This window comes from Streptosporangium sp. NPDC053982, from assembly GCF_055585205.1.
The window spans coordinates 62,150-86,777 of sequence record NZ_JBVJKQ010000012.1 but is presented as its reverse complement, the minus strand read 5'-3'; the positions used below and the strand labels follow the sequence as shown (position 1 = coordinate 86,777).

Here is a 24,628-nt window from a genome sequence, read left to right as displayed (position 1 = left end):
GGCGCTATCATTGATTCCATGATGGGAACGGACTCGCTTCGCGCGGCGATGATCGAGGCCGCGGAGCGGCAGCTCGCGTCCTCCTCGGACCACGAGATCGCCACCCGCGCGGTCTGCGAGGCGGTCGGGGTGAGCCAGCCCGTGCTCTACCGCCTGTTCGGTGACAAGCGAGGACTCCTCGACGCCGTCGCCGACCACGGGTACGAGCGGTACGCCACGCTCAAGGCCGCCCAGGAGCGGACGGACGACCCGGTGGCCGACCTGCTCGCCGGCTGGGACGGCCACATGGCGTTCGCGAGGGAGAACCCGGCGCTGTACCAGCTGATGTTCACCCCCCGGCCGTGGTCCCGCTCGACCGCCCGTGACCGCGTCTTCGACCTGCTGGAGGCCACGCTCGTACGGTGCGCCGCGACGGGTGCGTTGCGGGTCGAGCCGCGGACCGCCGCCCAGCTGGTCCTGTCGGCCACCGTCGGGATCGCCCTCGACCACATCGCCAGGCCGGACCTGTTCGACGACCCCGCGCTGTCACACCGCATGCGCGACGCCGTCTTCTCGCACGTGCTCGCCGAGACGGGCGTCCAGGACGACGCGGACCCGCTGCGCACCGCCGCGCTGCGCCTGCACGCGCAGCTTCTCCTCTCCGGCACCGAAGCCCTCGAACCGGCCGAGACCACCCTCCTGCTGCGCTGGCTCGAACGCATCGCCCGCCCCGGCCCGGCGTGACGGCCGCGCCTCCGCCCTCCCGGTGGAATCTCGGCGGGAAAGACGGGAACCGCGCTCCCCGGTTGATCGTTTCAGCGTACGGTTCACCACGCAGGACGTCACAGGGAGAGGAAGCCGTGATCTTCAAGCGCATGTTGGGGGCCCTGGGGGTCGGGGGTCCGTCAGTGGACACGGTCCTGGCCACGCCGCGCGTACGGCCGGGCGGGCCGCTGCGCGGCGAGGTGCGGATCAAGGGCGGTGACTTCGACACCGACATCCAGTACGTCGCCCTGGGGCTGGTCACCCGGGTGGAGGCGGAGCACGGCGAGGGCGAGCACGTCGGGCTGATGGAGTTCCTGCGCGCCGAGGTCTCCGGGGCGTTCCGGCTGCGCGCCGGCGAGGACCGCGTCATCCCCTTCGAGCTCTCCGTCCCGTGGGAGGCGCCGATCACCGAGATCCACGGTCAGCGCCTGCACGGCATGGCGATGGGCGTGCGCACCGAGCTGGCGGTCGCCGGCGCGGTGGACAAGGGCGACATGGACCCGGTCGAGATCGAGCCGCTGCCCTCCCAGGAGGCGGTCCTGGGGGCCTTCGGCCGGCTCGGCTTCCAGTTCAAGAGCGCCGACCTGGAGCAGGGCCACATCTACGGCGCCGACCAGCGGCTGCCGTTCTACCAGGAGATCGAGTTCTACCCGCCGCCCGCCTACTCGGGCCTGGTCAACGAGGTGGAGCTGACCTTCGTCTCCGGTCCCGGCGGCATGGACGTCGTCCTGGAGGCTGACCGGCGCGGCGGCTTCCACGGCTCGGGCGGCGACTCCTTCGGCCGCTGGCGCGTCGGCCACGACGAGGCCGCGCACCGCGACTGGGCCGCCGAGATCAACGGCTGGCTGGCCGCCCTGTCCCAGCACGGCCACGCCGGGCACGGGTACGGCGGGCACCATGATCCCTACGCGCACGGCGGCCATCACGACCCGTACGCGCACGGCGGGCACGGCGGGCACCATGGTCATCACGGCGGGCCCGGCCTCGGGGCCGTCGCCGCGGCGGGCGCGGCCGGGCTGGTCGGCGGTTTCGTGGCGGCCGAGATCGTCGACGAGATCGGCGACGCCTTCGAGGGCGACGACGACGCCGACTTCGGCGGCGGCGACTGGGGCGACGACTGACACCGGGCCCCGGCCCCGGCTGACGACCGGGGCCGGGGCCGGTCCGGCACCGTTGCCCCGCCCGCTCAGCCGTTCCGTGTGCTCCGGTCGTCCAGCCAGGCACGCCAGGGGTGGGCACCGTGCTCGATCGCCAGCGCCTCGTTCAGCCAGCACCGCTGCACGGCGGTCAACGTGGGCAGCGCCTCGGCGAAGTCCGCCTCGTCCTTGGCCCGCCGCCCCCTGGCCTTGTAGAGCAGCTGAACCTCCAGAGCCAGCCGGCGGAAACCGTCGTCGGCGACGGTGAGGGAGTCCAGTAGACGGCGGATGCGTCCGTCGCGGCGGTAGACCCATTCGTCTCCGTCGGACTCGTCCAGCATCAGCTGGAAGCGCCAAGGGCCTCCGGCGTGTTCGCGCACCCATACGTCATGTGCATCGACCGGCAGGGTCTCCCCGACCGGCCAGGGCCGCAGGGTGCCCGGCGGGTCGGCGACGTGACAGTCCCAGCCGGACAGCACGCGACGGATCGCGTGCTGATCGCGGCGCAGCAGGCCGATGTCGACGTCGGCGTGCTCCCGCCAGGACCGGCCGACTGCCAGTTCCACGGCGTAGCCTCCACCGACCCACCAGGGCACGGCCGATTCCCGGAACAGCCGGACGACCTCCGTCAGGGGCGCCGGCTCCCATGAGTCCTCGACGTGTGTCATCCGGCCATCCTTCCCGATCACCCCGGAGCGATGAAGGCGGTCGGGGAGCCGGCCGACCGCGAAGTTCATGAGGCGATCGGTGAGGTGACCGATCCCGGATGGCGGACCGGCCGGGCCCGGCGTCCGGGCCGGGGGAACGAGGCCGGGGCCGGGGCCGGTGGAAGCGGGCCCGGCCCCGGATGACGGCCGGGGCCGGGGCCCGGATCCACCGGGACGGACCGGCCCCAGCCCGGGATGACGGCCACGGGACGCCGCCCGCCCCAGTCCGGCGGGCGGCGTCCCGGCCGTCCGGTGACGGCGCCGCCGGAGACCTTCACGGGGGAGACCTCCCCTCCGGGGCGCCGTACCGGGTCAGGGGTGGGCGACGAACCGCCCGAACCGGCCCCGGTGGTACAGCAGCGGCAGGTCCGGGTCGTGCACGCTCGCCTCGGCGACCAGGCCGACGACGAGGATGTGGTCCCCCACGTCGACCGTCCGGTGGGGCAGGCAGACCAGGTGGGCGGAGACGTCCTGCAGCAGCGGCGCCCCGAGCGGCCCGGGACGCCACCGGGTGGGTTCGGCGAAGCGGTCGACGCCCTTGCCGGCGAACCGGGCGGCCAGTGCCGCCTGGTCGCCGGCGAGGATGTTGACCGCGAAGTGGTCCGCCGCCCGCAGCCGGGGCCAGGTGGCCGAGTCCCGGTCCACGCAGAAGGAGACCAGCGGCGGCTCCAGACTGACCGAGGAGAACGAGGTCGCGGTCAGCCCGGCGGGGATGCCCTCGCTCTGCGCGGTGATCACGACGACGCCCGCGGCGTGTACGGCGAGAGCCCGCCGGAACGTGTCGTGGTCCACGGGCCCGCCCCACGGGGTTTCCGTCGCTCCTCCGCCGACGGGAACGGGCACGATCCGGGATGGCTCCGGCACATCCCCGCTCACCGGAACGGGCACGGGCCGGCGCCGCGGGGTCTTCGTCGCGGTCCCGCCCTGGGATGGGGACCGGTTTCGCGAGCTCTCCGTCATGTTCCCGCTCCCTCCCTGAGCGCCGCCGCCACCTGGGGGGCGACCCCGCCGGTCCAGCGCGCGAGGACCTCGCCGAGGTCCGGGATCTCCGCCTCCAGGAGCGCCAGCCCCGGGGTGGGGACGTGCGCGCCGAGCTCCACCAGGAGGGGCCGCAGGTGCACCTCGACGGCGAGGGCGTGCCGGGGGTCGCCCATGACCAGCACCGGCAGCGCCACGACCCCGGCCAGCGCGGCCGGCGGCAGCCGGTCGAGGAACGCCTTGAGCAGGCCGGTGTAGGTGCCCTTGTAGGTGGGGCTGGCCACCACGAGCACGTCCGCGCCCCCGACGAGCTCCAGCGCCACCTCCACGCCCGCGGACGGGCCGGGCGCGAGCAGCTGCGGCCCGAGCGCCGACAGGTCCACGACCTCGTGGGCGCCGTCGTGCCCGATCCGCTCTCCGACCGCCTCGGCCGCCGCGATCGCCGCGATCCGCGTCCTGGACCCTCCGCGGGGGTTGCCGACCAGCGTCACGATGGAGGTCACGAGGCCACCACCGCGTCCACCGGCTCCACCGAGCCCGCTGAGCCCACCGTGGCCGCCCCGGAGGGCCGCGCGTGGCGGGAGGCCGGCCGGGGCAGGTCGTAGTTGTCGCGCAGGGTGCGACCCTCGTACTCCCGCCGGAACAGGCCCCTGATCTGCAGTTCCGGCACGACGTGGTCGACGAAGTCCTCCAGGCCGGACGGCAGGACCGGCGGCATGATGTTGAAGCCGTCGGCGGCGCCGTTCTCGAACCAGAGCTGGATCTCGTCGGCGATCCGCTCGGGGGTCCCGGCGACGACCCGGTGCCCCCGGCCGCCCGCGAGGCGGCCGAGGAGCTGCCGCACGGTCAGGTTCTCCCGGCGGGCGAGGTCGATGACGAGCCTGCGGCGGCTCTGCGCCCCCTCCGTCTCGGCGGAGACGTCCGGCAGGGGGCGGTCCAGCGCGTCCTCCGTCAGCTCGATGCCCACCAGGTGGGACAGCTGGGCCAGACCGTACGCGGGGATGATGAGGTCCTGCAGCTCCTCTTCCAGCCGGCGCGCCTCCCGCTCGGTGGAGCCGATGATCGGGGAGATGCCGGGGAGGACCAGCAGGTCGCCGGGGCCCCTGCCGTACCGGGCGAGGCGGCCCTTGAGGTCGGTGTAGAACGCCTGGGCGTCGGCGAGGGTCTGCTGGGCGGTGAAGACCGCCTCGGCGTACCGGGCCGCGAAGTCCTTGCCGTCCTCGGAGGAGCCGGCCTGCACCAGCAGCGGGTGACCCTGCGGCGGGCGGGAGGTGTTGAGCGGGCCGCGGACCCGGAAGTGGGGTCCTTCGTGGTCGAGCGGGTGGATCCGGCCGGTGTCGGCGTAGAGGCCCCCGAGGCGGTCGCCGACGACGGCGTCGTCCTCCCAGCTGTCCCACAGCCCGGTGACGACGTCGAGGAACTCGGTGGCCCGGGCGTAGCGGTCGGCGTGGGCGGGGCGGTCGATCCCGAAGTTGCGCGCCTCGGCCTCGCCCGCGGAGGTGACGATGTTCCAGCCGGCCCGGCCGCCGCTGATGTGGTCCAGCGAGGCGAACTTGCGGGCCACGTGGAACGGCTCATTGTAGGTGGTGGACACCGTCGCGATCAGGCCGACGTGGTCGGTGACCGCGGCCAGCGCCGCCAGCAGGGTCAGCGGTTCCAGGCCGCCCAGCGCGTTGTGCCGGACGTCGCCCTGGAGGGCGAGGCCGTCGGCGAGGAAGACCGAGTCGAGCCGGCCCCGCTCGGCGATCCTGGCGAGCTGCTGGTAGTGCCGGACGTCGGTGAGGCGGGCGGGTTCGGTGCTCGGGTGGCGCCAGGCCGCCTCGTGGTGGCCGACGCCCATGAGGAAGGCGTTGAGGTGGAGCGTCCGGATGGGCATCAGGTGGTCCTCCAGGTGGAAAATCGCCGCTCCACGCCGAGCAGGAGCAGGTTGAACAGCAGGCCGAGGGCGGAGATGGTGATGATTCCGGCGTACATATCGGGGATGCGGAAGCTGAACTGGGCGTCCTGTACGAGGTAGCCGAGTCCGGCCTTGGCCCCGACCATCTCGGCGAACAGCAGGACGAGGATCGAGGAGGCGCCCGCCAGCCGGATGCCGGTGAAGATGGTGGGGACGGCCGCCGGGAGGATGACCTTCCGGAAGAGGCTGAGCGGGCCGAGCCCCAGGGAGCGGGCCGACTTGACCAGCAGCGGCTCCACGGTCCTGACCCCGCTGACGGTGTTGAGCAGGATGGGCCAGGAGCAGGCGTAGAACACGAATACGATCTTGGACGGCTCCCCCAGGCCGAGGATCAGGATGAACACCGGCAGGAGGGCCACCGCCGAGGTGTTGCGGAAGATCTCCAGGACCGGGTTGAGGAAGTCGGCGACGGGCCGGTACCAGCCGATGGCCAGCCCGAGCGGTACGGCCAGCACGACGGCCAGGCCGAACCCGGCGAGGGAGCGGACCAGCGACGCCTGGAAGTGCTCCAGCAGCTGCCCGCCGAGCAGCAGGTCGTACCAGGCCCGCAGCACCTCCGACAGCGGCGGCACGAACACCGGGTCCACCGCCCCGGTCCGGGGCAGCACCTCCCAGATCGCGGCGAGCAGCACCACGGCCGGCGCCCGCCGTACGAGGCGGCCGGGCCTGACGCGGCGGCCAAGCCGGGCCAGGCCGCCGAGCCGGGTGGACCGCGAGGCCGCGGTGTTCTCCCGCGTCTCCGGGGTCTCCAGGTTCTCAGGGGTTTCAGGGGTCTCCGGGACGGCGGGCGACATCGGGCCCGGGACCGAGGTGACGGCAGGGGTGACGGCAGGGGTGACGGCCGACGCCGGACTCGGGGCCGGGATCGCGATCGGGGTGGCGGCAGGGGTGACGGCTGACGCCGGAGCCGGGGCGATGGCCGGGGCGTCGCCCCGTGCGGATCCGGTCGCGGGTGCGGCGAGGATGTCAGTCAACGGTCCGCTCCTGTTCCCGGCCGGCCGCGACCTCGTTGCGCAGCAGGCTCCAGACGTGGTGGCGGTACTCGCCGAACACCGGGTCGGCGCGCAGGTCGCCCTCGCGCGAGTCGAACCGGACGTCGACGATCTCCTTGATCCGGCCGGGGCGGGAGGTCATGACGGCGACCCGCTGGCCCAGGTAGACGGCCTCGTCGATTCCGTGGGTGATGAACACGACCGTCTTGTGCGTCTTCTCCCACACCCGCAGCAGCTCCTCCTGCAGCGACTCCCGGGTCTGGGCGTCCAGTGCGGCGAACGGCTCGTCCATCAGCAGCACGTCGGGGTCGAAGGCGAGGCTGCGCGCGATCGCGACGCGCTGGCGCATGCCGCCCGACAGCTCGTGGGGGTAGCGGTGCTCGAACCCGGTCAGCCCGACCAGGTCCAGGTAGTGCCGGGCCCGCTCGCGCCGTTCCCGCCGCGGGACGGCCTTGGCCTCCAGCCCGAACTCGATGTTGGTCAGGGCCGTACGCCACGGAAGCAGCGCGTACTGCTGGAAGACGATGCCCCGGTCGAGGCCGGGACCGTCGACGGCGCGGCCGTCGATGAGGATCTCACCGCTGGTCGGCGTGGTCAGTCCGGCGATCAGGTCGAGCAGGGTGGACTTGCCGCAGCCGCTCGGGCCGACGAGGGTGAGGAACTCCCCCTCGCGGACGTCCAGGTCCACCCCGGTGACCGCGGTGAACGGGCGGTCCGAGCCGCGGGTGCGGAAGACCTTCCCGACGTCCCGGATCCCGATCTTCACCGGCCGTACGGCCGTCCCCGTCCCGGCGTGCCGCACGCCGGCTTCCGTCCCGGTGCGCTCCGCGGCGGCGCGGGGGGCGGCCGGTGCGGCGGTGCCGTCCGCGGGGATGTCCTCCGCGGTGTCCCTGTCGGTGAGGTGCGCGCTCACGAGGTCCTCCCGTTCGCGAAGGGGTTGAACTCGTTGGTGTAGACGTCGGACGCCCTGACCTGGCCGGGCCTGATCTCGCCTTCGCGTCCCAGCCAGTCGATCCAGGTCTGGAAGTCCTTGTCGGCGATCGTCCCGCCCCGGGCGGCCACGCCGCTGCTCTTCCAGAAGCCGACCGTCGAGGGGTCCTCGTTACGGCCCCGCCGGGCGATGATCTCCCGGTACCTGGCGATCACCTCCTGGCGGGAGTGGGTCTGCGTCCACTCGACGGCCTTGGCGAACGCCTCCACGAACTTCCGGGTGGTGTTCGGGTTGCTCCGGATGAACCGCTCGGTCAGCACGACGCTGCCCGCGGTGAAGGAGCCGAACAGGTCGATGTCCTTGAACAGGGGGCGGATGCCGCCGCGCTCCAGGGCCTTGTCCCGCAGGATGCCGGACAGCGCGGCCACGTCGATCTGGCCCTGGCGCAGCGCCTGCTCGGTGTTGACGGGCGGCACGACGACGAGTTCGACCTTGTCGATCTCCTGCGGGGTCAGGCCGCCGCGCTTGAGGTACTCCTTGAGCACGGCCTCCAGGTGGGCGCCCAGGGTGTTGACCCCGATCTTCTTGCCGATCAGGTCACGGGGGCCCTTGATCGGTGAGTCGCCGGCGACGTAGTAGCCGATGTAGCTGTCGGCGTCGCTGCCGTAGTAGCCGATCACGGCCTTGATCGGGGCCTTGGCGGCCTTGAGTTTGACGATCGCGCCGTTGAACGCGCCGCCGAAGTCGGTCTGCCCGGTGGCGGCGGCCTGGATGTCCTGCGGGCCGGAGATGGTGTTGCCGATCCACTTCAGTTTGATCGGCCCGAGGTAGCCGAGCGACTCGGCCAGTTCGGGGAAGGTGACGGCGCCGACGCTGCCCTGGTAGCGCAGCTCGGTCACCTCCGGCGCGCCCGGCTGGGAGGAGCCGGAGGCGGAGGCGGAGCCGCAGCCGGCGAGGGCGGCGACGAGGAGGAGGGACAGAAGGGCGTGTCTGGCTCTGATCACGGGGGTGGTTCCTCGTGGAGGGGCGCGCTCGTGCGGCGCCGTGCCGCGGGCGGGGCGCGCCGGAGAGAAGTGAGGGGAAGGACGCGTGGGCGTCGTCGGCCACGCGGGGACGCGAGGGTTCGGATGCGGCGGCAGGCCGGCCGTACGCCCTCGTGGAGTGCGATTGGAACGACGGTGATGGTCCGCGATCAACGACACTGCGCGCTGGCGACGTGGCAGAAGTCCACGTGCGAGCGGCGCGTCAGGTGAAGCCCCAGGCTCATGTCCTCGAACCTACGATCCCCCGCCGGATAAGTCAACTTTTCCTACTAGAATTACAGGAAATAGGGGTGGGCCTGCCCATGATGACGCGCCCACGCGCGCCGGAGGTCCCGTGGCCGATGCCCTCACCCGGCCGGCGCGGCCGCTCCCCGCCCGGAGACGCGACCGCTCCTCACCCGGGGCCGTGACGGCCCCTCAGCCGCCGTGACCGCCCTCGCGGCGCAGCACCGCGGCCGGCGCGGGGATGGCCGGGAACGGGTTGTCGGGCAGCAGGATGAGCCGCCGGGTCCCGCCCTGCAGCGCGGCGTCCAGGTGCAGCAGCGCTGCGCCGATGCCCGCCGCGCCCGCCATGTAGCCGGTGTCGGCCGACACCTCCCCCGGCCGCAGCCGCCGGTACGCCTGGTACCAGCGCAGGCCCCGGCCGTCGTGGCCGTCCGCGCGGCCGATCAGGTCGTCGGCGAGCCCGCGGGCGAACTCCAGGTACGGCTCCCGCCCGGTCTCGGACCACAGCCCGACGAACAGCTCCAGCAGGCCGGCGGTACCGCAGCACTGGCAGGCCGAGTTCCAGAACCCGGCCGCGCGCCGGTACGGCACGCCGCTGCGCATGACGCCGCGCGCCAGCCGCTCCACCCACTCCAGGTCGGACGCCTCGCCCGTCACCCGGTACAGCTCGTGGAACATCCTCGCCACACCGGCCGAGCCGGAGCAGAATCCGAGGTAGTGCAGGCCGCGGCCCTCCGGCAGGTGGTGCGGGACGACCGCGCACTCGCCGCTGACGACGCTGACCGCGCGGACGAAGTCCGCCCCCCGCCGCGCGGCCTCCAGGAACCGCACGTCGCCGGTGACGCCGTACAGCCGGGCGAGCAGGAAGGCGGTGCCGGCCGTACCGGACAGGAAGCCCGGGGTGACCGCGTCGGCGGGCAGGCCGGGACAGTCGCCGAAGAGATGGCCGGGCACCGGCTGCCCGGCGATGCGCTCGCCCGCCTCGACGGCCGTCTCCTCCAGGGCGGGAGCCCCGAGGACGGCGGCGGCGTGCAGCAGGCCCAGCACCACCCCGCCGTCGCCCCGCTGGGCGGGCTCGCGCGACCAGCCGAGGCCGCCGCGCACGGGACGCGCGGCGCGGACGATCCGGCCGGCGGCGGCCAGGGCCGCCTCCTCGAACTCCTCGTCGCCGAGCACCCAGCCCGCCTGCGCCAGCGCGAACACCGTTCCGGCCAGACCGTGGTAGAGGGAGACGTCCTGCTGCTCCCGCCAGGTGGCGGCGAGGCGGCGGGCCCCGGCCCGGGCGTCGTCCAGGTAGGCCTCGTGGCCGGTGGCGGCCGCGAGTTCGAGGAAGAACAGCACGATCCCGGCCGCCCCGGCGTAGAGCGAGCCGGGCTCCGGGGAGAGCGCCGACCTGCCGCGCGGGTCGGGGTTGGCCCGCCAGTACCGCCCTCGCCCGTCGTCGACGGCCGCCGATCGGATCCAGCGGCCGGCCATGATGGCGGCGGTCAGGGGCGTCTCGGCGCGGGCGCTCGATGAGCGCGTCGGATCCAGGCCCATGGTCAAACTATCCCACAAAATTGGTAGGGAAGACCGGTATTCATCACGGCGTGCCGAGGGACGACGATGCCCCTGCCCGACTTCCTGATCGCCGGCGCTCCCAAAGCAGAGGCCGGCCCTCCTCACAACCCCGCCGGGACGGCGGAGGACGGCCGGCGTCAGCCGCCCGGCCCTCCATCGGGCGCCGCGCCGTCTCGGGCGGCGCGCCCCGGGCCGGCCGGCCCGCGACCCGAACCGGCCGGCCCGGCGGCCGCCCTCAGGACCCTTCGGCCGGCTCCCGGCCGAAGGCGTGGCGAAGGGTGTACTCGGCGGTGGCGAAGTCGCCGCCCTGGAGCGGGCCGACGGCGTAGTACTCCGCCACCCCGGGGATCCGGCCGGCGTACGCCTCGGCGTCATCGAGGGGCCGGTAGCCGAGCCCGTCGTCGAGCTCCCAGTACCGGCGGGTGTTGGCCGAGACCGCGTACGCGGCGGTGAAGGTGACGCCGGGCCGGGTCAGCGCGGCCCAGACGAACCCGGCGCAGTCGCGCGGGCTCAGCCAGGTGGCCAGGTGCCGCGGCTCGCTCGGCTCGGGTTCGAGGCTGCCGATGCGCAGGCACACCACCGACAGGCCGAACTTGTCGGCGTACAGCCGGCCCAGCGCCTCCACGGCGACCTTGCTGACGCCGTACAGCCCGTCGGGGCGGGGCGGCGCCGACGCAGAGACCGGCTGCGCGGCCGGATAGCAGCCGGTCAACCGGTTGCTGCTCGCCAGCACCACGCGCCCGACCCCCGTACGGCGCGCCGCCTCCAGCACGTGGTGGGTGCCCAGGACGTTGCCGGCCAGGAGGTCGGCGAGCGGCGCCTCGTCCGGCACCCCGGCCAGGTGCACGACCGCGTCGGCGCCCTCGATGACCGAGGCCACGTCCTCGATGTCGGCCAGGTCGGCCCGGCGGATCTCCTCGTCCGGCCCCTGGGCGGTCAGCGGCTCCCGGTCGACCGAGACCAGCCGGCGCAACCGGCGCCGCAGCGGCTCGCGCAGCACGGATCCGACCCGGCCGGCGGCGCCGGTGAGCACGACTCTCTCAACTGTCATGGACCGGGATTATGGCAGCGGCCACCGACATCTTCCGATCACGCGGCCCGCCGGGCCGGTCGTCCCGTCGCGGCGGCCCGGAACCCATCCGGCGGCCGGTTTCGTGAACCCCGCTAAAGCCGCGGATCGCCCACCGGACTCGCGGACGGGTCCGGGAGCGCCCCGACGTACACCCAGGCGCCCTCCTCGCGGACGAAACGGCTGTGCTCCTCCAGCCGCCCCTCGGCTCCGCCCTCCACGTAGCAGGCGCGGAAGCGCACGGTGCCCTCGGTGTGGAACGCGCTGCCGCCGGTCGTCTCCAGGACCTCCAGGCCGGTCCACCGCAGCGAGCGGTCGAGGTCGAGACGCGGCGGGCGGGTCCGCAGATGCCAGGTGCGCAGAAGGTACGCCGTGTCGCCGACGGCGAAGGCGCTGTACCGCGAGCGCATCAGCGCCTCCGCGGTGGGCGCGGCGGTCTCCCCCCGGTGCGGCCGTCCGCAGCAGTCGCGGTACGGCGCGGGCAGCCCGCACGGGCAGGGACCGGCGGAGGCGGCGGACGGGCGCGGGGAGCGTGAGCTGCGTCGGGACACGCCCCCATTGTGCCCGGCGCCGGGACCGTGCCGGTTCCCGGCCGCGGAGTACGGGCCGGTCAGGGCAGAGTCCAGGTGATCTTCCGTTTCAGGGATCCGTGCGTGTCATAGGACCTGGCCCAGCCGAGAGTCTCGAACCGGCCGTTCTCCTGGTTGATCCACTTGTCCTCGCGGTTGAAGTTGTAGCGGTCGTAGGCGTGGACGGTGATCTCCATGGTGGCCCGGTCGCCGTCGACCCGGACGTCCGCGCTGCCCCAGATGGAGTGGCGGCCCAGTGCGAACTCCCAGTTCTTGGTCCCCGTCTGATTGACGGCGGCCGGTTCGCCGGTCATCTGGAACTCCCGCCGTCCGGTCTCCCGGTGGACGCGCTCGGCGTTCTCCTGGGCGCGACGGATCTCCGCGTCCACGGCGTCGCGGATCAGTCCGTCGTCGCGGTACGCCTTGTCGTAGTCGATGTGGTAGTCGCCGCCATTCCCGTCCAGGTAGTGCTTGAAGGTGGCGGCCGCCTCGTCGAACCCCGGAGTCGCCTCCTCGGCGAGTTGCAGCGCCCGCCACCTGTGCCAGGCCGCGTGGTCACCGAGCGAGGGCTCGGCGTCCGGGTCGTACGGCCAGGGGTCGTCGTAGGGGATGCCGGGGTCCCGGGCCGGGCCGAGGTCGTACCGGCCGTCACGCGGGCCCTTCTCGGGGATGTCCAGGGGTGGGCGCGGGCGGCTCTCCGGCTGCCCCTCGACCAGCCAGGCCACGCCCGCGGACGAGGCGGCCAGGCCCTTGACCCCGTACGCGCGGCGCAGCGGCGAGCCCGCCGGCCGGGCCGGGAACGACGGGGGCTTGGCGTGCAGGATGCGGCGCAGGCGGGTCTCCACGGCACGGATCAGCCTGCTGCCGAAGTATCGTTCGAGCCTGCCGCGCAGTGTCGCCACGGCCTTCCTGGCGAACGTCCGCAGCATCATGACGAAGCCGCGCGCCCTGAGCGCGGCGAGCCCGCCGGAGACGACGGCCATGGACGCCGCCCAGACCAGGGCGAGCAGGACATAGGTCGCCAGGAGTATCAGGACGGCCTTGACGATCTCGACGATCTTGGCGAACAGGTCACAGCCGTCCGCCAGGGCATGCAGGGAGACGGTGAGGCTCTGCAGGTGGCCGGACCGCGCGTCGTCGGCGTGGTAGTCGGCCCAGTGGCCGGTCAGCGCGTCGATGTGGTCGCCGGTGTTGTGCCGGGCCGCGTGGCTGACGGCGCCGTGCGCCGTCGGGATCGTCTGGCCGTCGAGGGCGACGGCGCACGTGCGCAGGGCCGCCCCGCAGGCGCGGATGTGGTCCTCGTCCTCCGGTGGCCAGCGCACGCCGAGCAGGCCGAACGGGGCCTGCAGTTCCGGGGGCAGGGTCAGTGCCATGTGGGCATGCGGCCGGTCAGACCGGCCGGCCGGCGCGAGCGGCGCCGGGGCCGTGCGCGACGGCGGGGGCGCCGGAGCCCTGCACGACGGCGGAGGTATCGGCCTCCGTCCAGCGGAGGTCGTCGGCCACGGCGCGGATGCCGCCGCCGGTCTGGTGGAGGTGGGAGTGCAGCAGACGGCAGACGTCGCCGAGCAGGTCGCCGAGCAGGTCCATCTCCGCACCCGTGGAGGTTCCGCCCCACGCCGTGCCCCCCGTGCCGCGCACGGTCGCCAGCAGGCCGCCGGCGTGCCGCTCGAAGTCGGCCGCGGCGTCCAGCATGCCCTGACCGGCACCGATCAGCGATGACCTGTCGAAGCGCAGCACCTCTGCCATCCGGTGTCCCCTTCGTCCCAACGACAACCACAAATGATCTTACATCGGCCACCGTGGGCGGCGCGCCCACAACCCCTCGCGCCAGGATGATCATCTGTTCTACGCTGTCCGGCCATGAGCAGCGAAGCGAGCATGGACTTCGGCGCGGTCGGCAAGCTGGCCGGGAAGGTCGGCGAGGCCCACAAGGCCGTCACACGGGGGCGGGTGGCCCTCGCCGGCGGTCCCGGAGCCGTGACCTACATTCCCGTGCCCGGCATGCCGGGTTCCAACGCGTTCGGCGGCACAAGCGGGGCCACCTCCGCCGGCTCCGCGCACGCCGACCTGCAGGCGTCGGCCGACGGCCTGGCGGAGATCCTCATCGGCGTGCTCCGTTCCGACGAGGGAAGGCTCCACAGGGTCATCAAAGCGTTCAGGGAGCTGGACGACGAGATCGCCGACCGGCTGTTCGCCGGGGCGAACGAGTCATTCGACGTCTACAGCGCGCACGTGCACAGCCACGGCCTGCACGAGTACGACGACTTCGTCCGCACCGGCCAGATCGACCGGCTCCACGATGCCATGAACCGCGGGCCGTCGCTGCTGGGCGGCGACCTCAACATCGTGACGAACAACGGGGACAACCCGAAGAACAACTCCTCCGGCGACGCCATCCACGACTTCAAGAGGGAGGGGTACACGGTCTACTCGGGCGCGGTCGACGGGAACGGCGAGGTCGTCGGCACGTCTCCCTCGGGGACCCGCATCGACCATGTCGCGGGTTCGCCGGCCTTCACCCTGAGCGGACAGCCCGTCCTGGTCGACGGGGCCACCTCCGACCATGACGCGCAGCGGGTCGATGTGGACGTCCCCAACTGGTAGGCGGCGTCACCGGGGCCTGATCCGCACCTCCGTCCTGGCTGCGGATCGGCCCTCGCCGTCGTCGATCCGCCTGTCGCCCGCGCCGGGCTCGTTGGCGGGCACCGTGATGTTGCCGCCGTCGACGTCCAGCTTCACCTTTTCGTTGTCGCCGGCCCCCTCGATGACGTCGCCCTCGCGGACGAGCACGGCGTTGCCGAACGGCGCGTTGATGACGTCTCCGATGATGGGCCAGTCGTCGCTCGCGTGGTACTTCTTGCTCGCCTCCTCGAACCTGACCTCCCAGTTGTCGCCGGTCCGCTTCTCCAGCTCCTCCTCCAGGTCGAAGGTGTTATGCCGGAAGACCTCCTGGATGGTGGCGACGTCCGCGTCCTGGTCGGCGATCACCTGAGCGATTCTGGGGATGTCACCGGAGTCGGTGCCTTTCGAGTCGCCGGGCGAGTTGCCGGCGCCCTGGCCGATGTTGAGGTTGAGCATGCGCACCATGCGCGGCTTCCACTCCTTGGCGATCAGCTCGAACTGGTCCTCGTAGAACTTCATGTCGCGCTTCTTCTCCGCCAGCACTTCGTCCACCCGGCTGCGGATCTCCTTCGCCGTGTTGATCGCGCCGGTGACCAGGCTCGTCTGTCCGGCGTCGCGCGGGCGGAAGGTCAGGGCGTCGAGGTCGGTGGCCACGGGCACCGCACCGAGCTTTCTGCGCTCGTCGTCAAGGAGTCCCTGCTGCACACGCAGCACGGTGGCGGTGTAGGAGAGGAGGTCGGCGACGTTGGCGGCCCAGCGGCCGAACCGTTCCACGTCGGCGGTGAGCCTCTTGCGATAGTCGTTGAACGACTGGGCGGTGTCCCCCGTCCAGTCCTCCTTGGAGAACACCGCGTGCGCGGCCTCGTTGATCAGGCCCTCCGCGTTCCCCACCTTGGTGCCGAGGCCGCGCCACGTGCCGGCCAGGGTGTCGAGGCGCGCCGGATCGGCCTTCAGATCCCACAGGTCCGCGGTGGTGATCGGGTCGGGTTCGGTCATGGACGCCTCCTCGGTACGGGGACCGGCGCACCAGGTTTACACCTCTTCGTGATCTTCGCAAGATCATGGGGCGGACCGCCGGCGTACGGCGGGCGCGGCCCGCCGTACGGGTCCCGGGGACGGGCCGGCCGGGCCGGCGCGGGCTTTCCCCCGGGGGGCGCGCCGGCTATAGGCTCCCTCCCATGCCTTCCCGCCCCTCCCGTGACCGGTCCGCGCGGCCCGGCGGACCGAAGGAGCCGGCCGCGCCCAGGCTGCCCGTGCCGCTCGCCGCCGCGCGGCTGCCGGAGCACGGCCTGGTGGACGACGGCACCTACCGGGCACTGGAGTTCAAGGGCGCGGACCTGTCGTCCCTCGACGTGGAGGCGGTCGACTTCGAGGGCTGCCGGCTGGCCGACACGAGGTTCTCCGGCACGCGGATGCGTGGCGGGTTCGCCGACGTGGAGCTGGAGCGGTGCGACCTGTCCAACATGCGGGCCGTGACGTCGTCGATGCACCGGGCGCGGGTGTCGGCGAGCCGGCTGACCGGCATGGGGTGGACCGAATGCGTCTTCCGGGAGGTGACGTTCGACGGCTGCCGCGCCGATCTGGCGGGCTTCCGCTTCTCCTCCTTCAAGAACGTCGTCTTCCGTGACTGCGTCATGCCCGAGGCCACCTTCCAGAACGCCGACCTGCGGGGAGTACGGTTCGAGCGGTGCGACCTGACCCGGGCCCAGTTCTCCGGCGCCCGGATGGACGGCGCCCGCTTCACCGACTGCGTGCTGCTGGGCATCGGCGGCGTGACCGCCTTCGCGGGCGCCACCGTCAGCGACCGGGACGCCCAGGGGCTCGTCCACGCCCTGGCCGGCGCGATGGGCATCACCATCGAGGGCTGAGCCCCGCCGTCCTCCGGGAGCCGGCGGGACCGCACGGGCCATGATGGAGCGGCGCGGAGACGGAGCCCGGCCGTGAGCGGCCCGCTCCGTCCGCCGGGGGCCGGTCAGCCGTCGAGGGCGGCGGCCATCCGGTCGAGGTCGGCCAGCAGGGCGTCCAGGCGCCGGGGCGGGACCGCCTGGATCATGCGCCGCTCGACCGCGTAGACCGCGGCGCGCGCCGCCTCCAGGCGGGCCAGTCCCTCATCGGTGAGGTGGACCGGCAGGGCCCGGCCGTGGTCGGCGGTCGCGGGCCGGGTGACCAGGTCCGCCTCCTGCAGGCCGCGCAGCACCACGCTGGAGGACTGGCGGGTGACGAAGGTGCTCCGGGCCAGCTCGGCCCCGGAGATCCCCGGGCGTTCGTCCAGCAGTTCCAGACACGCGTACTGCGGCACGGTCAGGTCGTGATCGCGCAGCACCTGGTCCATCGCGGACCGCAACGCCGCCGCGGCCCGCTTGAGCCGGTATCCCACATGGTCCGTGACCTTCTCGGTCTGATTCGGCGCCTCTTCTTTCATGTCAATATTTTGACATAGGCAACAGGGTGCGTGTACCTTGGGTCATGTCAAAGTCCTGACATAAGGACTCCGGTTCGAAACCGCCCGGGAGCACCCCATGAGCGCCACCGTCACCGGCCCCGACTTCCTCGCCCTGCAGGTCCGCGACATCGAGACCGCCGCCGCCTTCTTCGAGAAGCACCTCGGCCTCGTCCGCGCGCCCGCCGCGCCCCCGCACGCCATCGTGTTCGACACCCGGCCGATCCCCTTCGCCGTCCGCGAGCCTCTGCCCGGCACCGACCTCGACGGCGGGCGGCCCGGCCTGGGCGTCGCCCTGTGGCTCGCCGCCGACGACGCCCAGGCCGTGCACGACCGCCTCGCCGCCGCAGGCGTGCCCATCCTCGTCCCGCCGCAGGACGGCCCCTTCGGCCGCATGTTCACCTTCACCGGCCCCGAGGGCTACGCCCTCACCGTGCACGGCGGCTGACGTGGGCGGCGACCCGCAGGCGCCTGCCCCGGGAAGCGCTCCGCCGCCGGGAGCAAGGGCCGGAGGAACGCCCTTCGCCGGGCGCGGCGGCCGGAAGAGCGTCCGCCGTCAGGGCCGGCGGCCGGCGAAGCAGAGGAACCTCGTCTGCGGGCCGGCGCCGGCCGGAGGATCGACCGCCGGGGAGAACGCGCCGGTGGCCTGCAGCGCGGCGTAGTGGGGACGCAGGGCCTCGTAGGTCCGCACGACGGCCTCGGCGTCCAGGGTCTCGTCCCCGCCGACGGCGCGGGCCAGGTCCCAGGTGTGCACGAGCAGTTCCAGCGCGCCGATCGTGTCGACCGCCTCCGCCACGGTGACGGAGCCGACGGGGGCGCGGAAGCCCGCGGCGGCCAGGTCCGGATCGGCGAGTACGGCGAGCACGCCCGCCCGGCACTCCGCGAAGGCGGCGGCCAGGTCCGCGCCCGGAGCCACCTCCGGGGCACCCGCCATGCCCGAGACGCCCACGCCGTGCGCCGGTTCCGGGCGCGTGCCGCGCACCGCCGCGATGATCCCGCGGTGTCCGTTGACGACGTGCGCGACGACGTCACGGGCTGTCCACCCCTGGCAGGGGCTGACGGCGTCCCATCGGTCGCCGGGCGTCGCCTCGATCCGGGCCAGGAAGCCGTCCGCGAGCCGGCCGTATCTCTCCGCGATGTCAGACATCGTCATCCTTTCGTACGCCCCGGCCGTCCGGGGCGGGGAGGTTCGCGCCCCGGACTGCCGGGGCGGGGAAATCCGTGCCCCGGCCGTCCGGGACCGGGAGACTCGGGTTCCAGCCGCCCGGAGCCGGGAGTCCTGACTCCGGCCGTCCCGCCGCGAGGTCGGCGCCCAGGTCATCCGGGGGACTCTTCACCTCACCCGGGAAGGGTCCGGGAAGGGGAGGCGGTCCAGGAGGTCCGCCAGGGCGGGCACGACGCGGGACCGCCAGCCGCCGCCCATGATCGTGTGGGCCCGCCGCTGGAGGGGGTCGTCCGGGTCGAAGCCCTCGTGCGTCAGGAACAGCCGGGTGCCGGTGCCCTCCGGCTCCAGTGTCCAGGTGACCGTCCAGTCGACGCAGGCTCCGTCTCCGGGGGCGGCGTCGCGCCAGCCGAGGCGGAGCATCCGCCCGGGGGTGAAGGCCAGCACCTCGGCCTGGACGACGCCGGAGAACCCGGTTCCGGGCATCGCGACGCCGCGCATGGTGTAGCGGTGCCCGACCTCCAGCCGGAAGTCGCCGGGCATCAGCCACCTGGCGATCAGCTCCGGTTCGGTCAGCGCCCGCCACACCTTGGCCGGAGGGTGCGGCAGGAACTGGTCGAGGTGGAGGGCGGTCGGGTCGTCGCCGGTCATCGGTGCCTCCGGCGGGGAGCCCGCCGCTCCCGGCCGGCGGGACGGCCGGGGGCGGTCAAGACTCGTCCATGTCGTCGAGCAGGTCGCGCAGCCCGGTGAGCCTCTCGCGCCAGAACCGCTCGAACGGGTCCAGCCACTCGCGCACCTCGTGCAGCGGGACCGCCTCCAGCCGGTAGAGCCGTTGCCTGCCCGCCTTGCGCTCGCTGACCAGCCCGGCGTCCCGCAGCACCCTCAGGTGCTCGGAGAGGCTGGGGCGGGCCATGTCGAAGCGGCCGGCGATCCGCTGGACGGGCTGGGGCCCCTCCTCGCGCAGCAGTCGCAGCACCTCCCGGCGCACCGGGCTGGCCAGCGCCGAGAAGACCCGGTCCCCGGCCGCGTCCGCGGTTTTCGACGGCACGCCGCCGCCTGGCCGGGCGGACCCGGCGCGTGTGTCGGTCACGCGCCCACTATAGGTAGGAAATCCCCTACCTATCAAGTCGCTCCCTCCCTGCCTGGCGTGCCCGGCCCGCGCCGCCGGGATGTCAGGTGAGGCAGCCGACGTGCGCCAGCGCCTGCTTCAGCAGGACACCCTGGCCGCCCGCCATCTCCTGCTGCACCATCGGCGACGCCGCCTCCTCGGGGGTGAACCAGACCAGGTCGAGGGCGTCCTGGCGGGGACGGCAGTCCCCGGCGACCGGCACGATGTAGGCCAGCGAGACCGCGTGCTGGCGGGGGTCGTGGTAGGGCGTGACGCCCTCGGTCGGGAAGTACTCGGCGATGGTGAAGGGCTGCGGCGAGGGCGGGACGCGGGGCAGCGCCACCGGGCCGAGGTCCTTCTCCAGGTGGCGCAGCAGCGCGTCACGGACCCGCTCGTGGTGGAGGACCCGCCCGGAGACCAGGGCGCGGCTGACCGTCCCGTCCGATCCGATGCGCAGCAGCAGGCCGACGTGCGTGACCACCCCGGTGTCGTCGACGCGCACGGGCACGGCGTCGACGTAGAGGATGGGCATCCGCTCGCGCGTCAGCTCCAGCTCCTCGCGGGAAAGCCAACCGGGCGTTGTTTCGGTCATTTCGGTCATTGGTCGATCGTACGTCGCCGCAGGCCGCGGGGCACGGCGGCTCCCCTGGCTCCTCCCCCGTCACCGGGCCGCCGGGGACGGGGGGGCCGAGGGCCGTGAAAAGCAGCCGGGGACGGACCGCCGGGAGCCGGGACCGTGGAAAGCCGGGGGCCCGGGCACGGGACGCCGCCGGCCCCCGGGGAGCACCGGCGTCGGACGTGACAGCCGTTTCCAACCGGGTCACAAGTCCCCGCGGCCACCGTGAGGAGGAACATCCCCGACGACGAGGAGCAGCCATGCGAGTGATCAGAGGTGTCCGGATGGCGGCCGCGGTGCTGGCCGTACCGTTCCTGGCGGTCATGACGAGCGATGTCGTGGAGGCCGGCATCCGCATCGCCAACCACTGCGAGCCGTCCCTTGCCGAGGACTGACGGTCTCCTGGGCCGCCGCCGGGCCCGCGTGGCCCGGCGGCGCGTCCTCCGGGGGGCCTACTGCCTGCGACGCGGCTGGTACGCCGAGGGCGAGCGGTGGGCGCGGCGCGCGGAGGAGGTCGCGCACCGGATGGATCCCGCCGCGCACCCGGCGCTCATGGTGGAGCTCGCGTCGCTGTGGCACGGGCTCCACCGCCACCGGCCGGCGCGCGAGTGCGCCCTGCGGGCGGCGGGCCCGCTGTCCGCCGCGCCGCCGGGCCCGGGACGCGACGGACCGCTCGCCGACGCGCTGGTCCTGCTGGGCGACGTCGAGCGCAGGCTGGCCCGGTACGACCGGGCCGAGGCGTACCTGCGCCGCGCGGAGGAACCGGCCCGCGCGGCCGGCGGGGCCGACCGGCGGCGGCTCGTGGCGGTGCGCCTGGCCCTGGGGGTGTTGTGCAAGGAGACCGGACGGTACGGCGAGGCGGAGGTCCTCTACCGGGAGGCGCTGACCCTGCTGGAGCGGCACGGCGGTGACCCGCTGGCGCGGGCCGACGCGCTGCACAACCTCGCCGGGCTCGCCCACGCCCGGCGCGACGGCGACGGGGAACGGCATATCCGGGCGGCGATCGGCATCAGGCGCGCGGTGCTGGGTCCCCGGCACGTCCAGGTCGCCGCCGACCTCACCGTGCTGGGCGCGCTGCTGACCGAGCGGGGCGACCTCGACCAGGCGGAGGACGCGCTGCGCCGGGCCGAGGGCATCCTTCGCGAGCACCTGGGCGGCGACCACTACGAGGTGGCGGTGTGCCAGGTGAACCTGGCGCGCCTGGACGCCCTCCGGGGCCGCGCCGGCGAGGCGGCGCGGCGGCGGCGGGACGCCCTGCGCGTCAAGCGCCTCGCCCTCGGCCCCGACCACCCGGAGGTGCTGCGCCTGGCGGCGTCCGTGCGGGGGTGAGGAAGGACGTGGACGGTGGTCCCGGATCGGGCGGGCGAAGGCACGGAGGACCGGCGGCGGTTCCCGGCGGTTCCCGGCCGGGCGGGACGGCGCGTCGGCGGCCTCAGGCCGGGCGGGCGAGCCGGGCGAAGGAGAGCACCACCACCGTCGACAGCAGCCAGCCCAGCAGGCCGGCCACGTTCAGCGACGCCGAGACCCACCGCCCCGCCGCGCTGCGCGTCTCCGGATACCACGTCGCGCGCTGGCCCAGGGAGACGAGCGGGATGACGGTGTCGACGGTGTAGAACAGCGGGTCGAAGCAGCGCACCTGCCCGTCCCCGCACGGCCCGGGACGGGCTCCGCGCGGCGCGGCGGTCGCGGTGCCGTCCCGGGCCGCCGACACCTCGTCCACGGTGACCAGCCGTCCGTCCACCGCGTAGACGTTCCCGCGCGGGTCGGTGGCCCGGAGGGTCTGCTGGACGGCGGGACTCATCGTCATGACGCCCACCAGGGCGAGCAGGGCGCCCAGCATCCACAGCACCCGGCCCGGACGGTAGCCGTAGCCGACGGTGAGGCCGTAGAGCGTGTCACGGGTGTTCCTGATCCACCGGCTCGGCGAGGGGCCGCCCGGCGGGGGCGTCTTCCTGGCCTGCCTCCGCTGCTCGATGAGCAGGTTCTCGGCCTCCACCGGGCGTCCGTGCTGACGGAACACCCTGGCCGCCTGCTCGTAGGGACCGGCGTCGAAGGGGACGACCGCGCGCAGCCAGTCGCGGCGGGCCCGCCAGTCCCACCCGCCGTCGAACCGGTCGTAGACGAAACCGGAGATCGCCGAATCCCGCGGCCACCGGGCCGGGTCGTCCGCGAGCACCGTGGTGGACGCGCCGGTCAGGTTCACCCGCGGCGGGATCTCGGCCCAGCGCAGCCGCATGCCGCTGCGCGCCGTGGCCGAGACCGCGTCCAGCCCTCCGGCGAACGTGCCGCCGTCGCAGTCGAGCCGGCCCTCCACCGTGCACCGGTTCAGCGTCACCCTGCCCTCGGCGGCGAACCCGCCGCCGAGCAGCACCGGACCGCGGACCAGAGCCTGTTGCAGCGCGAGCGCCTCGCCGCCCGGATTGCGCAGGCGCGCGCCCTGGACGTCCAGGACGCCGCCGAGGGTCGCGGAGCGGAACCCCGCCCTGCCGCCGTCGGTCTCGACGCCGCGCAGGTCGGCCACGCCGTCGACGATGACGCCCTGGGCGGCGATGAGCGTGTCCCTCTCCGGCCGGCTCCACCGGGTGTCCCGGACGACCAGATCGCCCCTGATGCGCGTCCCGGCCAGCCTCAGCGTGCCCTCGACCGCCGTCCCCGCCTGGATGAGCAGACCGGAGCGCAGTTCGGCGTTGGTCAGGTCGAGGGCGCGTCCGCCGCCGACGGTGAACGAGCTTCCCCGGTGGATCCGGACGGCGCCGAAGGAGCCCATCGCGAGGTCCACGCCGCCACCGATCCGGCACTCGCCCTCGACGCTCAGTTCGCCGCCGACGAAGAGCCCCGGGGCGCTGATCGCGTCTCCCCCGTCGCGTCCGCCGGCGTACCCGGCGCCCCTGACCATCTCGGCGGGTTCGAAGGTGGTGTGGCGGATCAGGAGCCGCCCGGAGATCCGGGCGTTGCCGAGGTTGACGCAGCCGCGGACCAGCGGACGGCGGCCGGTCTGGTCGTCGATGAGGAAGACGCTGCCGCCGATCTGCGCGTCCCCCAGGTCCAGCGCCAGTCCCCGGTCCGGGCGGGTCAGCCGGGCGCCGGTCAGGTCCAGCGACCCCGCCACCTGCACTCCCAGCAGCCGCAGTCCGCCGCGCGCCTCGAATCCGTGCAGCAGCCGGACCGTCCCGCCGACCCGCATCCGGTCGGCCTGGATCGCCCGGTCCGAGGACTCGATGACCGTGTCGAGGCAGAGCAGGCGTCCGCCGATCTCCGACTCGCACAGCCACACGGCCGCGACGCGGGAGGTGCTGGCCGTGGTCCGCAGGTCGCCGGTGATCCGTGACCTGGACAGGTCCAGGTCACGGCGGACCCGCAACCCGTTCGCCCGCAGGCCGGGCACCGTACAGCCGTCGAGTGCCAGCAGGTGCAGGTCGGCGCCGTCCAGGTCGACGGGCCGGTCGAACACGCAGCCGGTGAAGCGCAGCGGGAAGGGCACCTCCATCCCCGTCAGGTCGAGATCCCCGGTGATCCTGGCGCCCTCGACGGTCAGTCCTCGCGGGTCGATCTCCTCGCGTCCCCGCCGGCACAGCTCGCGCACCAGCCGGGCCTCGACGACGAGCCTCCCTCCGTTCCGCGCCCGTACGGCCCGCCCCTCCCGGCAGGCGCGCACCAGGGTCGTCTCGTCGACCGTCTGCGCGGCGCCGGACGCCATGCCGGCCGCCGGAATCCTGATATGCGACATCCCGCCATCCTCCCCGAGGATCCGGCGAGGCACGACGGCTCACGGGGCCGCCGGGGACAGGACGCGGCGCGGGACGTCCACCAGCATGGCGGTGAGCTGCTCGTCGGTGACGCCGCTGCGGCGCAGGTGGGGAAGGACCTCCTGGTCCAGATGCAGGTAGTGCCACTGCGGCAGGAACGCCATCACGTCCGGGTCGATCCAGTCGATGTAGCAGGCGGCGTCCTGGGACAGGACCATGGCGGAGGCGTATCCGCGCCGGCACATCTCCACGACGGTGCCGGCGCGGGCCTCGAAGGTGGTGTCGAGGTTGAGGCCGAAACGGTCCATGCCCAGCACGAAACCGGCTTCGGCCAGCTCGGCGAGGTGGTCGCAGTCGGTGGTGTCCCCGCTGTGGCCGAGCACGATCCGGCCCGGGTCCACGCCCTCCTCCTCGCACATCACCCGCCTGACGTCCAGGCCGGTCCGTGACTCCGGGTGGGTGTGCACGGTGACGGGGACGCCGGTCAGGTGGTGGACGCGGGCGACGGCGCGCATCACGCGCTCCACGCCGGGCGTCAGGCCCTGCCGGTCGATCGCGCACTTGAGCATCCCGGCCCGCACGCCGGTGCCGGATATGCCGTCGGTGATGTCGGCGTGGAACATCTCGACCATCGGGTCGGGCACGTCGGCGCCCAGCGCCTCGTTGAGGGCCGGTCCCCGGTGGCGGAAGAAGAACGGGACGCTGTCGTAGGTGTAGAGCCCGGTCGCCATGACGATGTTGAGTTCGGGCACCTGCTCGGCGATGCGCCGGACGCGGTGGACGTCGCGCCCGAGGCCCACGACGGTGGGATCGACGATGGTGCGCACCCCCTGCGCGGCCAGCGCCCGCAGCCTGTCCACCGCGTCGGCGGCCCGCCGGTCCTCCTCCCCCCACTCCCCCGGGTAGTTGCGCTGGACGTCGGCGGTGAGCACGAAGATGTGCTCGTGCATGTACGTGCGGCCCAGGGCGTCCGCCTCGACGGGGCCGCGGACGGTGTTCACTGCGCTCATGCGGGGCTCCTCG

27 protein-coding genes are annotated in these 24,628 nt (G+C 73.7%); 7 read left to right on the top strand and 20 right to left on the bottom strand.

Annotation, left to right across the window (positions count from 1 at the left end; translation table 11 throughout):
* The first annotated feature begins 18 nt into the window (after positions 1-18).
* Both ACZ6W9_RS22745 and ACZ6W9_RS22740 read left to right on the top strand, forming a co-directional pair.
* Positions 19-723 (top strand): TetR/AcrR family transcriptional regulator, encoded by a 705-nt coding sequence (locus tag ACZ6W9_RS22745; protein WP_389964171.1) that lies wholly within the window; start codon positions 19-21, stop codon positions 721-723.
* A gap of 131 nt (positions 724-854) precedes the next feature.
* The gene (locus ACZ6W9_RS22740; protein ID WP_389964174.1) at positions 855-1,865 is read left to right on the top strand and encodes a sporulation protein; all 1,011 of its coding nucleotides are present in this window, start codon (positions 855-857) and stop codon (positions 1,863-1,865) included.
* Positions 1,866-1,930: 65 nt separating this feature from the next.
* Here ACZ6W9_RS22740 and ACZ6W9_RS22735 read toward each other — a convergent pair whose 3' ends face one another.
* From ACZ6W9_RS22735 to ACZ6W9_RS22680, 12 genes are all read right to left on the bottom strand, one after another.
* The gene (locus tag ACZ6W9_RS22735) at positions 1,931-2,548 is read right to left on the bottom strand and encodes a nucleotidyltransferase domain-containing protein (protein WP_389964176.1); all 618 of its coding nucleotides are present in this window, start codon (positions 2,546-2,548) and stop codon (positions 1,931-1,933) included.
* Positions 2,549-2,899: 351 nt separating this feature from the next.
* Complete coding sequence (locus ACZ6W9_RS22730) at positions 2,900-3,379, bottom strand: flavin reductase family protein (protein WP_389964179.1); 480 nt, start codon at positions 3,377-3,379, stop codon at positions 2,900-2,902.
* 164 nt (positions 3,380-3,543) lie between these two features.
* Complete coding sequence (locus ACZ6W9_RS22725) at positions 3,544-4,068, bottom strand: NADPH-dependent FMN reductase (protein ID WP_389964182.1); 525 nt, start codon at positions 4,066-4,068, stop codon at positions 3,544-3,546.
* Complete coding sequence (locus ACZ6W9_RS22720; protein ID WP_389964185.1) at positions 4,065-5,441, bottom strand: LLM class flavin-dependent oxidoreductase; 1,377 nt, start codon at positions 5,439-5,441, stop codon at positions 4,065-4,067. The genes ACZ6W9_RS22725 and ACZ6W9_RS22720 overlap by 4 nt, the downstream gene beginning before the upstream one ends.
* Entirely contained in the window at positions 5,441-6,496 is a 1,056-nt protein-coding gene (locus ACZ6W9_RS22715; RefSeq protein WP_470119496.1) for an ABC transporter permease, read from the bottom strand. The genes ACZ6W9_RS22720 and ACZ6W9_RS22715 overlap by 1 nt, the downstream gene beginning before the upstream one ends.
* Positions 6,489-7,280, bottom strand: a complete 792-nt coding sequence (locus tag ACZ6W9_RS22710; protein ID WP_389964478.1) for an ABC transporter ATP-binding protein — start codon at positions 7,278-7,280, stop codon at positions 6,489-6,491. Before ACZ6W9_RS22710 ends, ACZ6W9_RS22715 begins: the two co-directional genes overlap by 8 nt.
* A gap of 143 nt (positions 7,281-7,423) precedes the next feature.
* The gene (locus ACZ6W9_RS22705) at positions 7,424-8,449 is read right to left on the bottom strand and encodes an ABC transporter substrate-binding protein (RefSeq protein ID WP_389964191.1); all 1,026 of its coding nucleotides are present in this window, start codon (positions 8,447-8,449) and stop codon (positions 7,424-7,426) included.
* Positions 8,450-8,905: 456 nt separating this feature from the next.
* Positions 8,906-10,252, bottom strand: coding sequence for a lanthionine synthetase LanC family protein (locus ACZ6W9_RS22700; RefSeq protein WP_470119494.1), 1,347 nt, complete (start codon positions 10,250-10,252; stop codon positions 8,906-8,908).
* A gap of 256 nt (positions 10,253-10,508) precedes the next feature.
* Positions 10,509-11,324 carry an NAD-dependent epimerase/dehydratase family protein gene (locus ACZ6W9_RS22695; protein WP_470119492.1) on the bottom strand — a complete coding sequence of 272 codons (816 nt, stop codon included), beginning with the start codon at positions 11,322-11,324 and terminating at the stop codon, positions 10,509-10,511.
* 113 nt (positions 11,325-11,437) lie between these two features.
* The gene (locus tag ACZ6W9_RS22690) at positions 11,438-11,893 is read right to left on the bottom strand and encodes a YchJ family protein (RefSeq protein WP_470119490.1); all 456 of its coding nucleotides are present in this window, start codon (positions 11,891-11,893) and stop codon (positions 11,438-11,440) included.
* Between the two features lie 59 nt (positions 11,894-11,952).
* Positions 11,953-13,284 (bottom strand): WXG100-like domain-containing protein, encoded by a 1,332-nt coding sequence (locus ACZ6W9_RS22685; protein WP_389964203.1) that lies wholly within the window; start codon positions 13,282-13,284, stop codon positions 11,953-11,955.
* A gap of 16 nt (positions 13,285-13,300) precedes the next feature.
* A complete protein-coding gene (locus ACZ6W9_RS22680; RefSeq protein WP_389964206.1) occupies positions 13,301-13,657 on the bottom strand; it encodes a hypothetical protein in 357 nt (118 codons plus the stop codon).
* 114 nt (positions 13,658-13,771) lie between these two features.
* Between ACZ6W9_RS22680 and ACZ6W9_RS22675 the strand changes: the two genes are divergently transcribed.
* The gene (locus tag ACZ6W9_RS22675; RefSeq protein ID WP_389964209.1) at positions 13,772-14,515 is read left to right on the top strand and encodes an endonuclease/exonuclease/phosphatase family protein; all 744 of its coding nucleotides are present in this window, start codon (positions 13,772-13,774) and stop codon (positions 14,513-14,515) included.
* Positions 14,516-14,521: 6 nt separating this feature from the next.
* Here ACZ6W9_RS22675 and ACZ6W9_RS22670 read toward each other — a convergent pair whose 3' ends face one another.
* Positions 14,522-15,529 carry a hypothetical protein gene (locus ACZ6W9_RS22670; protein WP_470119487.1) on the bottom strand — a complete coding sequence of 336 codons (1,008 nt, stop codon included), beginning with the start codon at positions 15,527-15,529 and terminating at the stop codon, positions 14,522-14,524.
* A 182-nt stretch (positions 15,530-15,711) separates the two neighbouring features.
* On the opposite strand from ACZ6W9_RS22670, the gene ACZ6W9_RS22665 reads away from it, so the two are divergent.
* Positions 15,712-16,401 carry a pentapeptide repeat-containing protein gene (locus tag ACZ6W9_RS22665; protein WP_470119485.1) on the top strand — a complete coding sequence of 230 codons (690 nt, stop codon included), beginning with the start codon at positions 15,712-15,714 and terminating at the stop codon, positions 16,399-16,401.
* A gap of 104 nt (positions 16,402-16,505) precedes the next feature.
* Here ACZ6W9_RS22665 and ACZ6W9_RS22660 read toward each other — a convergent pair whose 3' ends face one another.
* The gene (locus tag ACZ6W9_RS22660; RefSeq protein WP_362932947.1) at positions 16,506-16,955 is read right to left on the bottom strand and encodes a MarR family winged helix-turn-helix transcriptional regulator; all 450 of its coding nucleotides are present in this window, start codon (positions 16,953-16,955) and stop codon (positions 16,506-16,508) included.
* Positions 16,956-17,052: 97 nt separating this feature from the next.
* On the opposite strand from ACZ6W9_RS22660, the gene ACZ6W9_RS22655 reads away from it, so the two are divergent.
* A complete protein-coding gene (locus ACZ6W9_RS22655; RefSeq protein WP_389964219.1) occupies positions 17,053-17,421 on the top strand; it encodes a VOC family protein in 369 nt (122 codons plus the stop codon).
* 108 nt (positions 17,422-17,529) lie between these two features.
* Here the strand turns inward: ACZ6W9_RS22655 and ACZ6W9_RS22650 are convergent, their stop codons facing one another.
* From ACZ6W9_RS22650 to ACZ6W9_RS22635, 4 genes are all read right to left on the bottom strand, one after another.
* Positions 17,530-18,120: a TIGR03086 family metal-binding protein gene (locus tag ACZ6W9_RS22650; protein ID WP_470119483.1), complete on the bottom strand. Its 591-nt coding sequence runs from the start codon at positions 18,118-18,120 to the stop codon at positions 17,530-17,532.
* 186 nt (positions 18,121-18,306) lie between these two features.
* Entirely contained in the window at positions 18,307-18,786 is a 480-nt protein-coding gene (locus ACZ6W9_RS22645; protein WP_470119481.1) for an SRPBCC family protein, read from the bottom strand.
* 55 nt (positions 18,787-18,841) lie between these two features.
* Positions 18,842-19,225, bottom strand: coding sequence for an ArsR/SmtB family transcription factor (locus ACZ6W9_RS22640; protein ID WP_470119479.1), 384 nt, complete (start codon positions 19,223-19,225; stop codon positions 18,842-18,844).
* A gap of 82 nt (positions 19,226-19,307) precedes the next feature.
* On the bottom strand, positions 19,308-19,844 hold the full coding sequence (locus ACZ6W9_RS22635; RefSeq protein WP_389964231.1) for an NUDIX hydrolase family protein: 537 nt from the start codon (positions 19,842-19,844) through the stop codon (positions 19,308-19,310).
* Positions 19,845-20,119: 275 nt separating this feature from the next.
* Between ACZ6W9_RS22635 and ACZ6W9_RS22630 the strand changes: the two genes are divergently transcribed.
* Together ACZ6W9_RS22630 and ACZ6W9_RS22625 are read left to right on the top strand one after the other, a co-directional pair.
* Positions 20,120-20,254, top strand: a complete 135-nt coding sequence (locus ACZ6W9_RS22630; protein WP_389964234.1) for a hypothetical protein — start codon at positions 20,120-20,122, stop codon at positions 20,252-20,254.
* Positions 20,241-21,188 carry a tetratricopeptide repeat protein gene (locus tag ACZ6W9_RS22625; RefSeq protein WP_470119477.1) on the top strand — a complete coding sequence of 316 codons (948 nt, stop codon included), beginning with the start codon at positions 20,241-20,243 and terminating at the stop codon, positions 21,186-21,188. The genes ACZ6W9_RS22630 and ACZ6W9_RS22625 overlap by 14 nt, the downstream gene beginning before the upstream one ends.
* Positions 21,189-21,291: 103 nt before the next feature.
* On the opposite strand, the gene ACZ6W9_RS22620 is transcribed toward ACZ6W9_RS22625, so the two are convergent.
* Together ACZ6W9_RS22620 and ACZ6W9_RS22615 are read right to left on the bottom strand one after the other, a co-directional pair.
* Entirely contained in the window at positions 21,292-23,586 is a 2,295-nt protein-coding gene (locus ACZ6W9_RS22620; RefSeq protein ID WP_470119475.1) for a hypothetical protein, read from the bottom strand.
* 39 nt (positions 23,587-23,625) lie between these two features.
* Positions 23,626-24,615, bottom strand: a complete 990-nt coding sequence (locus ACZ6W9_RS22615; RefSeq protein ID WP_389964243.1) for a phosphotriesterase family protein — start codon at positions 24,613-24,615, stop codon at positions 23,626-23,628.
* Positions 24,616-24,628: the final 13 nt, after the last annotated feature.

What these genes read in the sequence shown, in the direction of transcription:
- ACZ6W9_RS22675 (WP_389964209.1), top strand. Translation starts at nt 13,772, where the DNA reads ATGAGCAGCGAAGCGAGCATGGACTTCGGCGCGGTCGGCAAGCTGGCC.
- ACZ6W9_RS22615 (WP_389964243.1), bottom strand. Translation starts at nt 24,615, where the DNA reads ATGAGCGCAGTGAACACCGTCCGCGGCCCCGTCGAGGCGGACGCCCTG.
- ACZ6W9_RS22660 (WP_362932947.1), bottom strand. Translation starts at nt 16,955, where the DNA reads ATGAAAGAAGAGGCGCCGAATCAGACCGAGAAGGTCACGGACCATGTG.
- ACZ6W9_RS22650 (WP_470119483.1), bottom strand. Translation starts at nt 18,120, where the DNA reads ATGTCTGACATCGCGGAGAGATACGGCCGGCTCGCGGACGGCTTCCTG.
- ACZ6W9_RS22740 (WP_389964174.1), top strand. Translation starts at nt 855, where the DNA reads ATGTTGGGGGCCCTGGGGGTCGGGGGTCCGTCAGTGGACACGGTCCTG.
- ACZ6W9_RS22695 (WP_470119492.1), bottom strand. Translation starts at nt 11,324, where the DNA reads ATGACAGTTGAGAGAGTCGTGCTCACCGGCGCCGCCGGCCGGGTCGGA.
- ACZ6W9_RS22655 (WP_389964219.1), top strand. Translation starts at nt 17,053, where the DNA reads ATGAGCGCCACCGTCACCGGCCCCGACTTCCTCGCCCTGCAGGTCCGC.
- ACZ6W9_RS22685 (WP_389964203.1), bottom strand. Translation starts at nt 13,284, where the DNA reads ATGGCACTGACCCTGCCCCCGGAACTGCAGGCCCCGTTCGGCCTGCTC.
- ACZ6W9_RS22630 (WP_389964234.1), top strand. Translation starts at nt 20,120, where the DNA reads ATGCGAGTGATCAGAGGTGTCCGGATGGCGGCCGCGGTGCTGGCCGTA.
- ACZ6W9_RS22720 (WP_389964185.1), bottom strand. Translation starts at nt 5,441, where the DNA reads ATGCCCATCCGGACGCTCCACCTCAACGCCTTCCTCATGGGCGTCGGC.
- ACZ6W9_RS22700 (WP_470119494.1), bottom strand. Translation starts at nt 10,252, where the DNA reads ATGGGCCTGGATCCGACGCGCTCATCGAGCGCCCGCGCCGAGACGCCC.
- ACZ6W9_RS22680 (WP_389964206.1), bottom strand. Translation starts at nt 13,657, where the DNA reads ATGGCAGAGGTGCTGCGCTTCGACAGGTCATCGCTGATCGGTGCCGGT.
- ACZ6W9_RS22645 (WP_470119481.1), bottom strand. Translation starts at nt 18,786, where the DNA reads ATGACCGGCGACGACCCGACCGCCCTCCACCTCGACCAGTTCCTGCCG.
- ACZ6W9_RS22735 (WP_389964176.1), bottom strand. Translation starts at nt 2,548, where the DNA reads ATGACACACGTCGAGGACTCATGGGAGCCGGCGCCCCTGACGGAGGTC.
- ACZ6W9_RS22670 (WP_470119487.1), bottom strand. Translation starts at nt 15,529, where the DNA reads ATGACCGAACCCGACCCGATCACCACCGCGGACCTGTGGGATCTGAAG.
- ACZ6W9_RS22620 (WP_470119475.1), bottom strand. Translation starts at nt 23,586, where the DNA reads ATGTCGCATATCAGGATTCCGGCGGCCGGCATGGCGTCCGGCGCCGCG.
- ACZ6W9_RS22665 (WP_470119485.1), top strand. Translation starts at nt 15,712, where the DNA reads ATGCCTTCCCGCCCCTCCCGTGACCGGTCCGCGCGGCCCGGCGGACCG.
- ACZ6W9_RS22745 (WP_389964171.1), top strand. Translation starts at nt 19, where the DNA reads ATGATGGGAACGGACTCGCTTCGCGCGGCGATGATCGAGGCCGCGGAG.
- ACZ6W9_RS22635 (WP_389964231.1), bottom strand. Translation starts at nt 19,844, where the DNA reads ATGACCGAAATGACCGAAACAACGCCCGGTTGGCTTTCCCGCGAGGAG.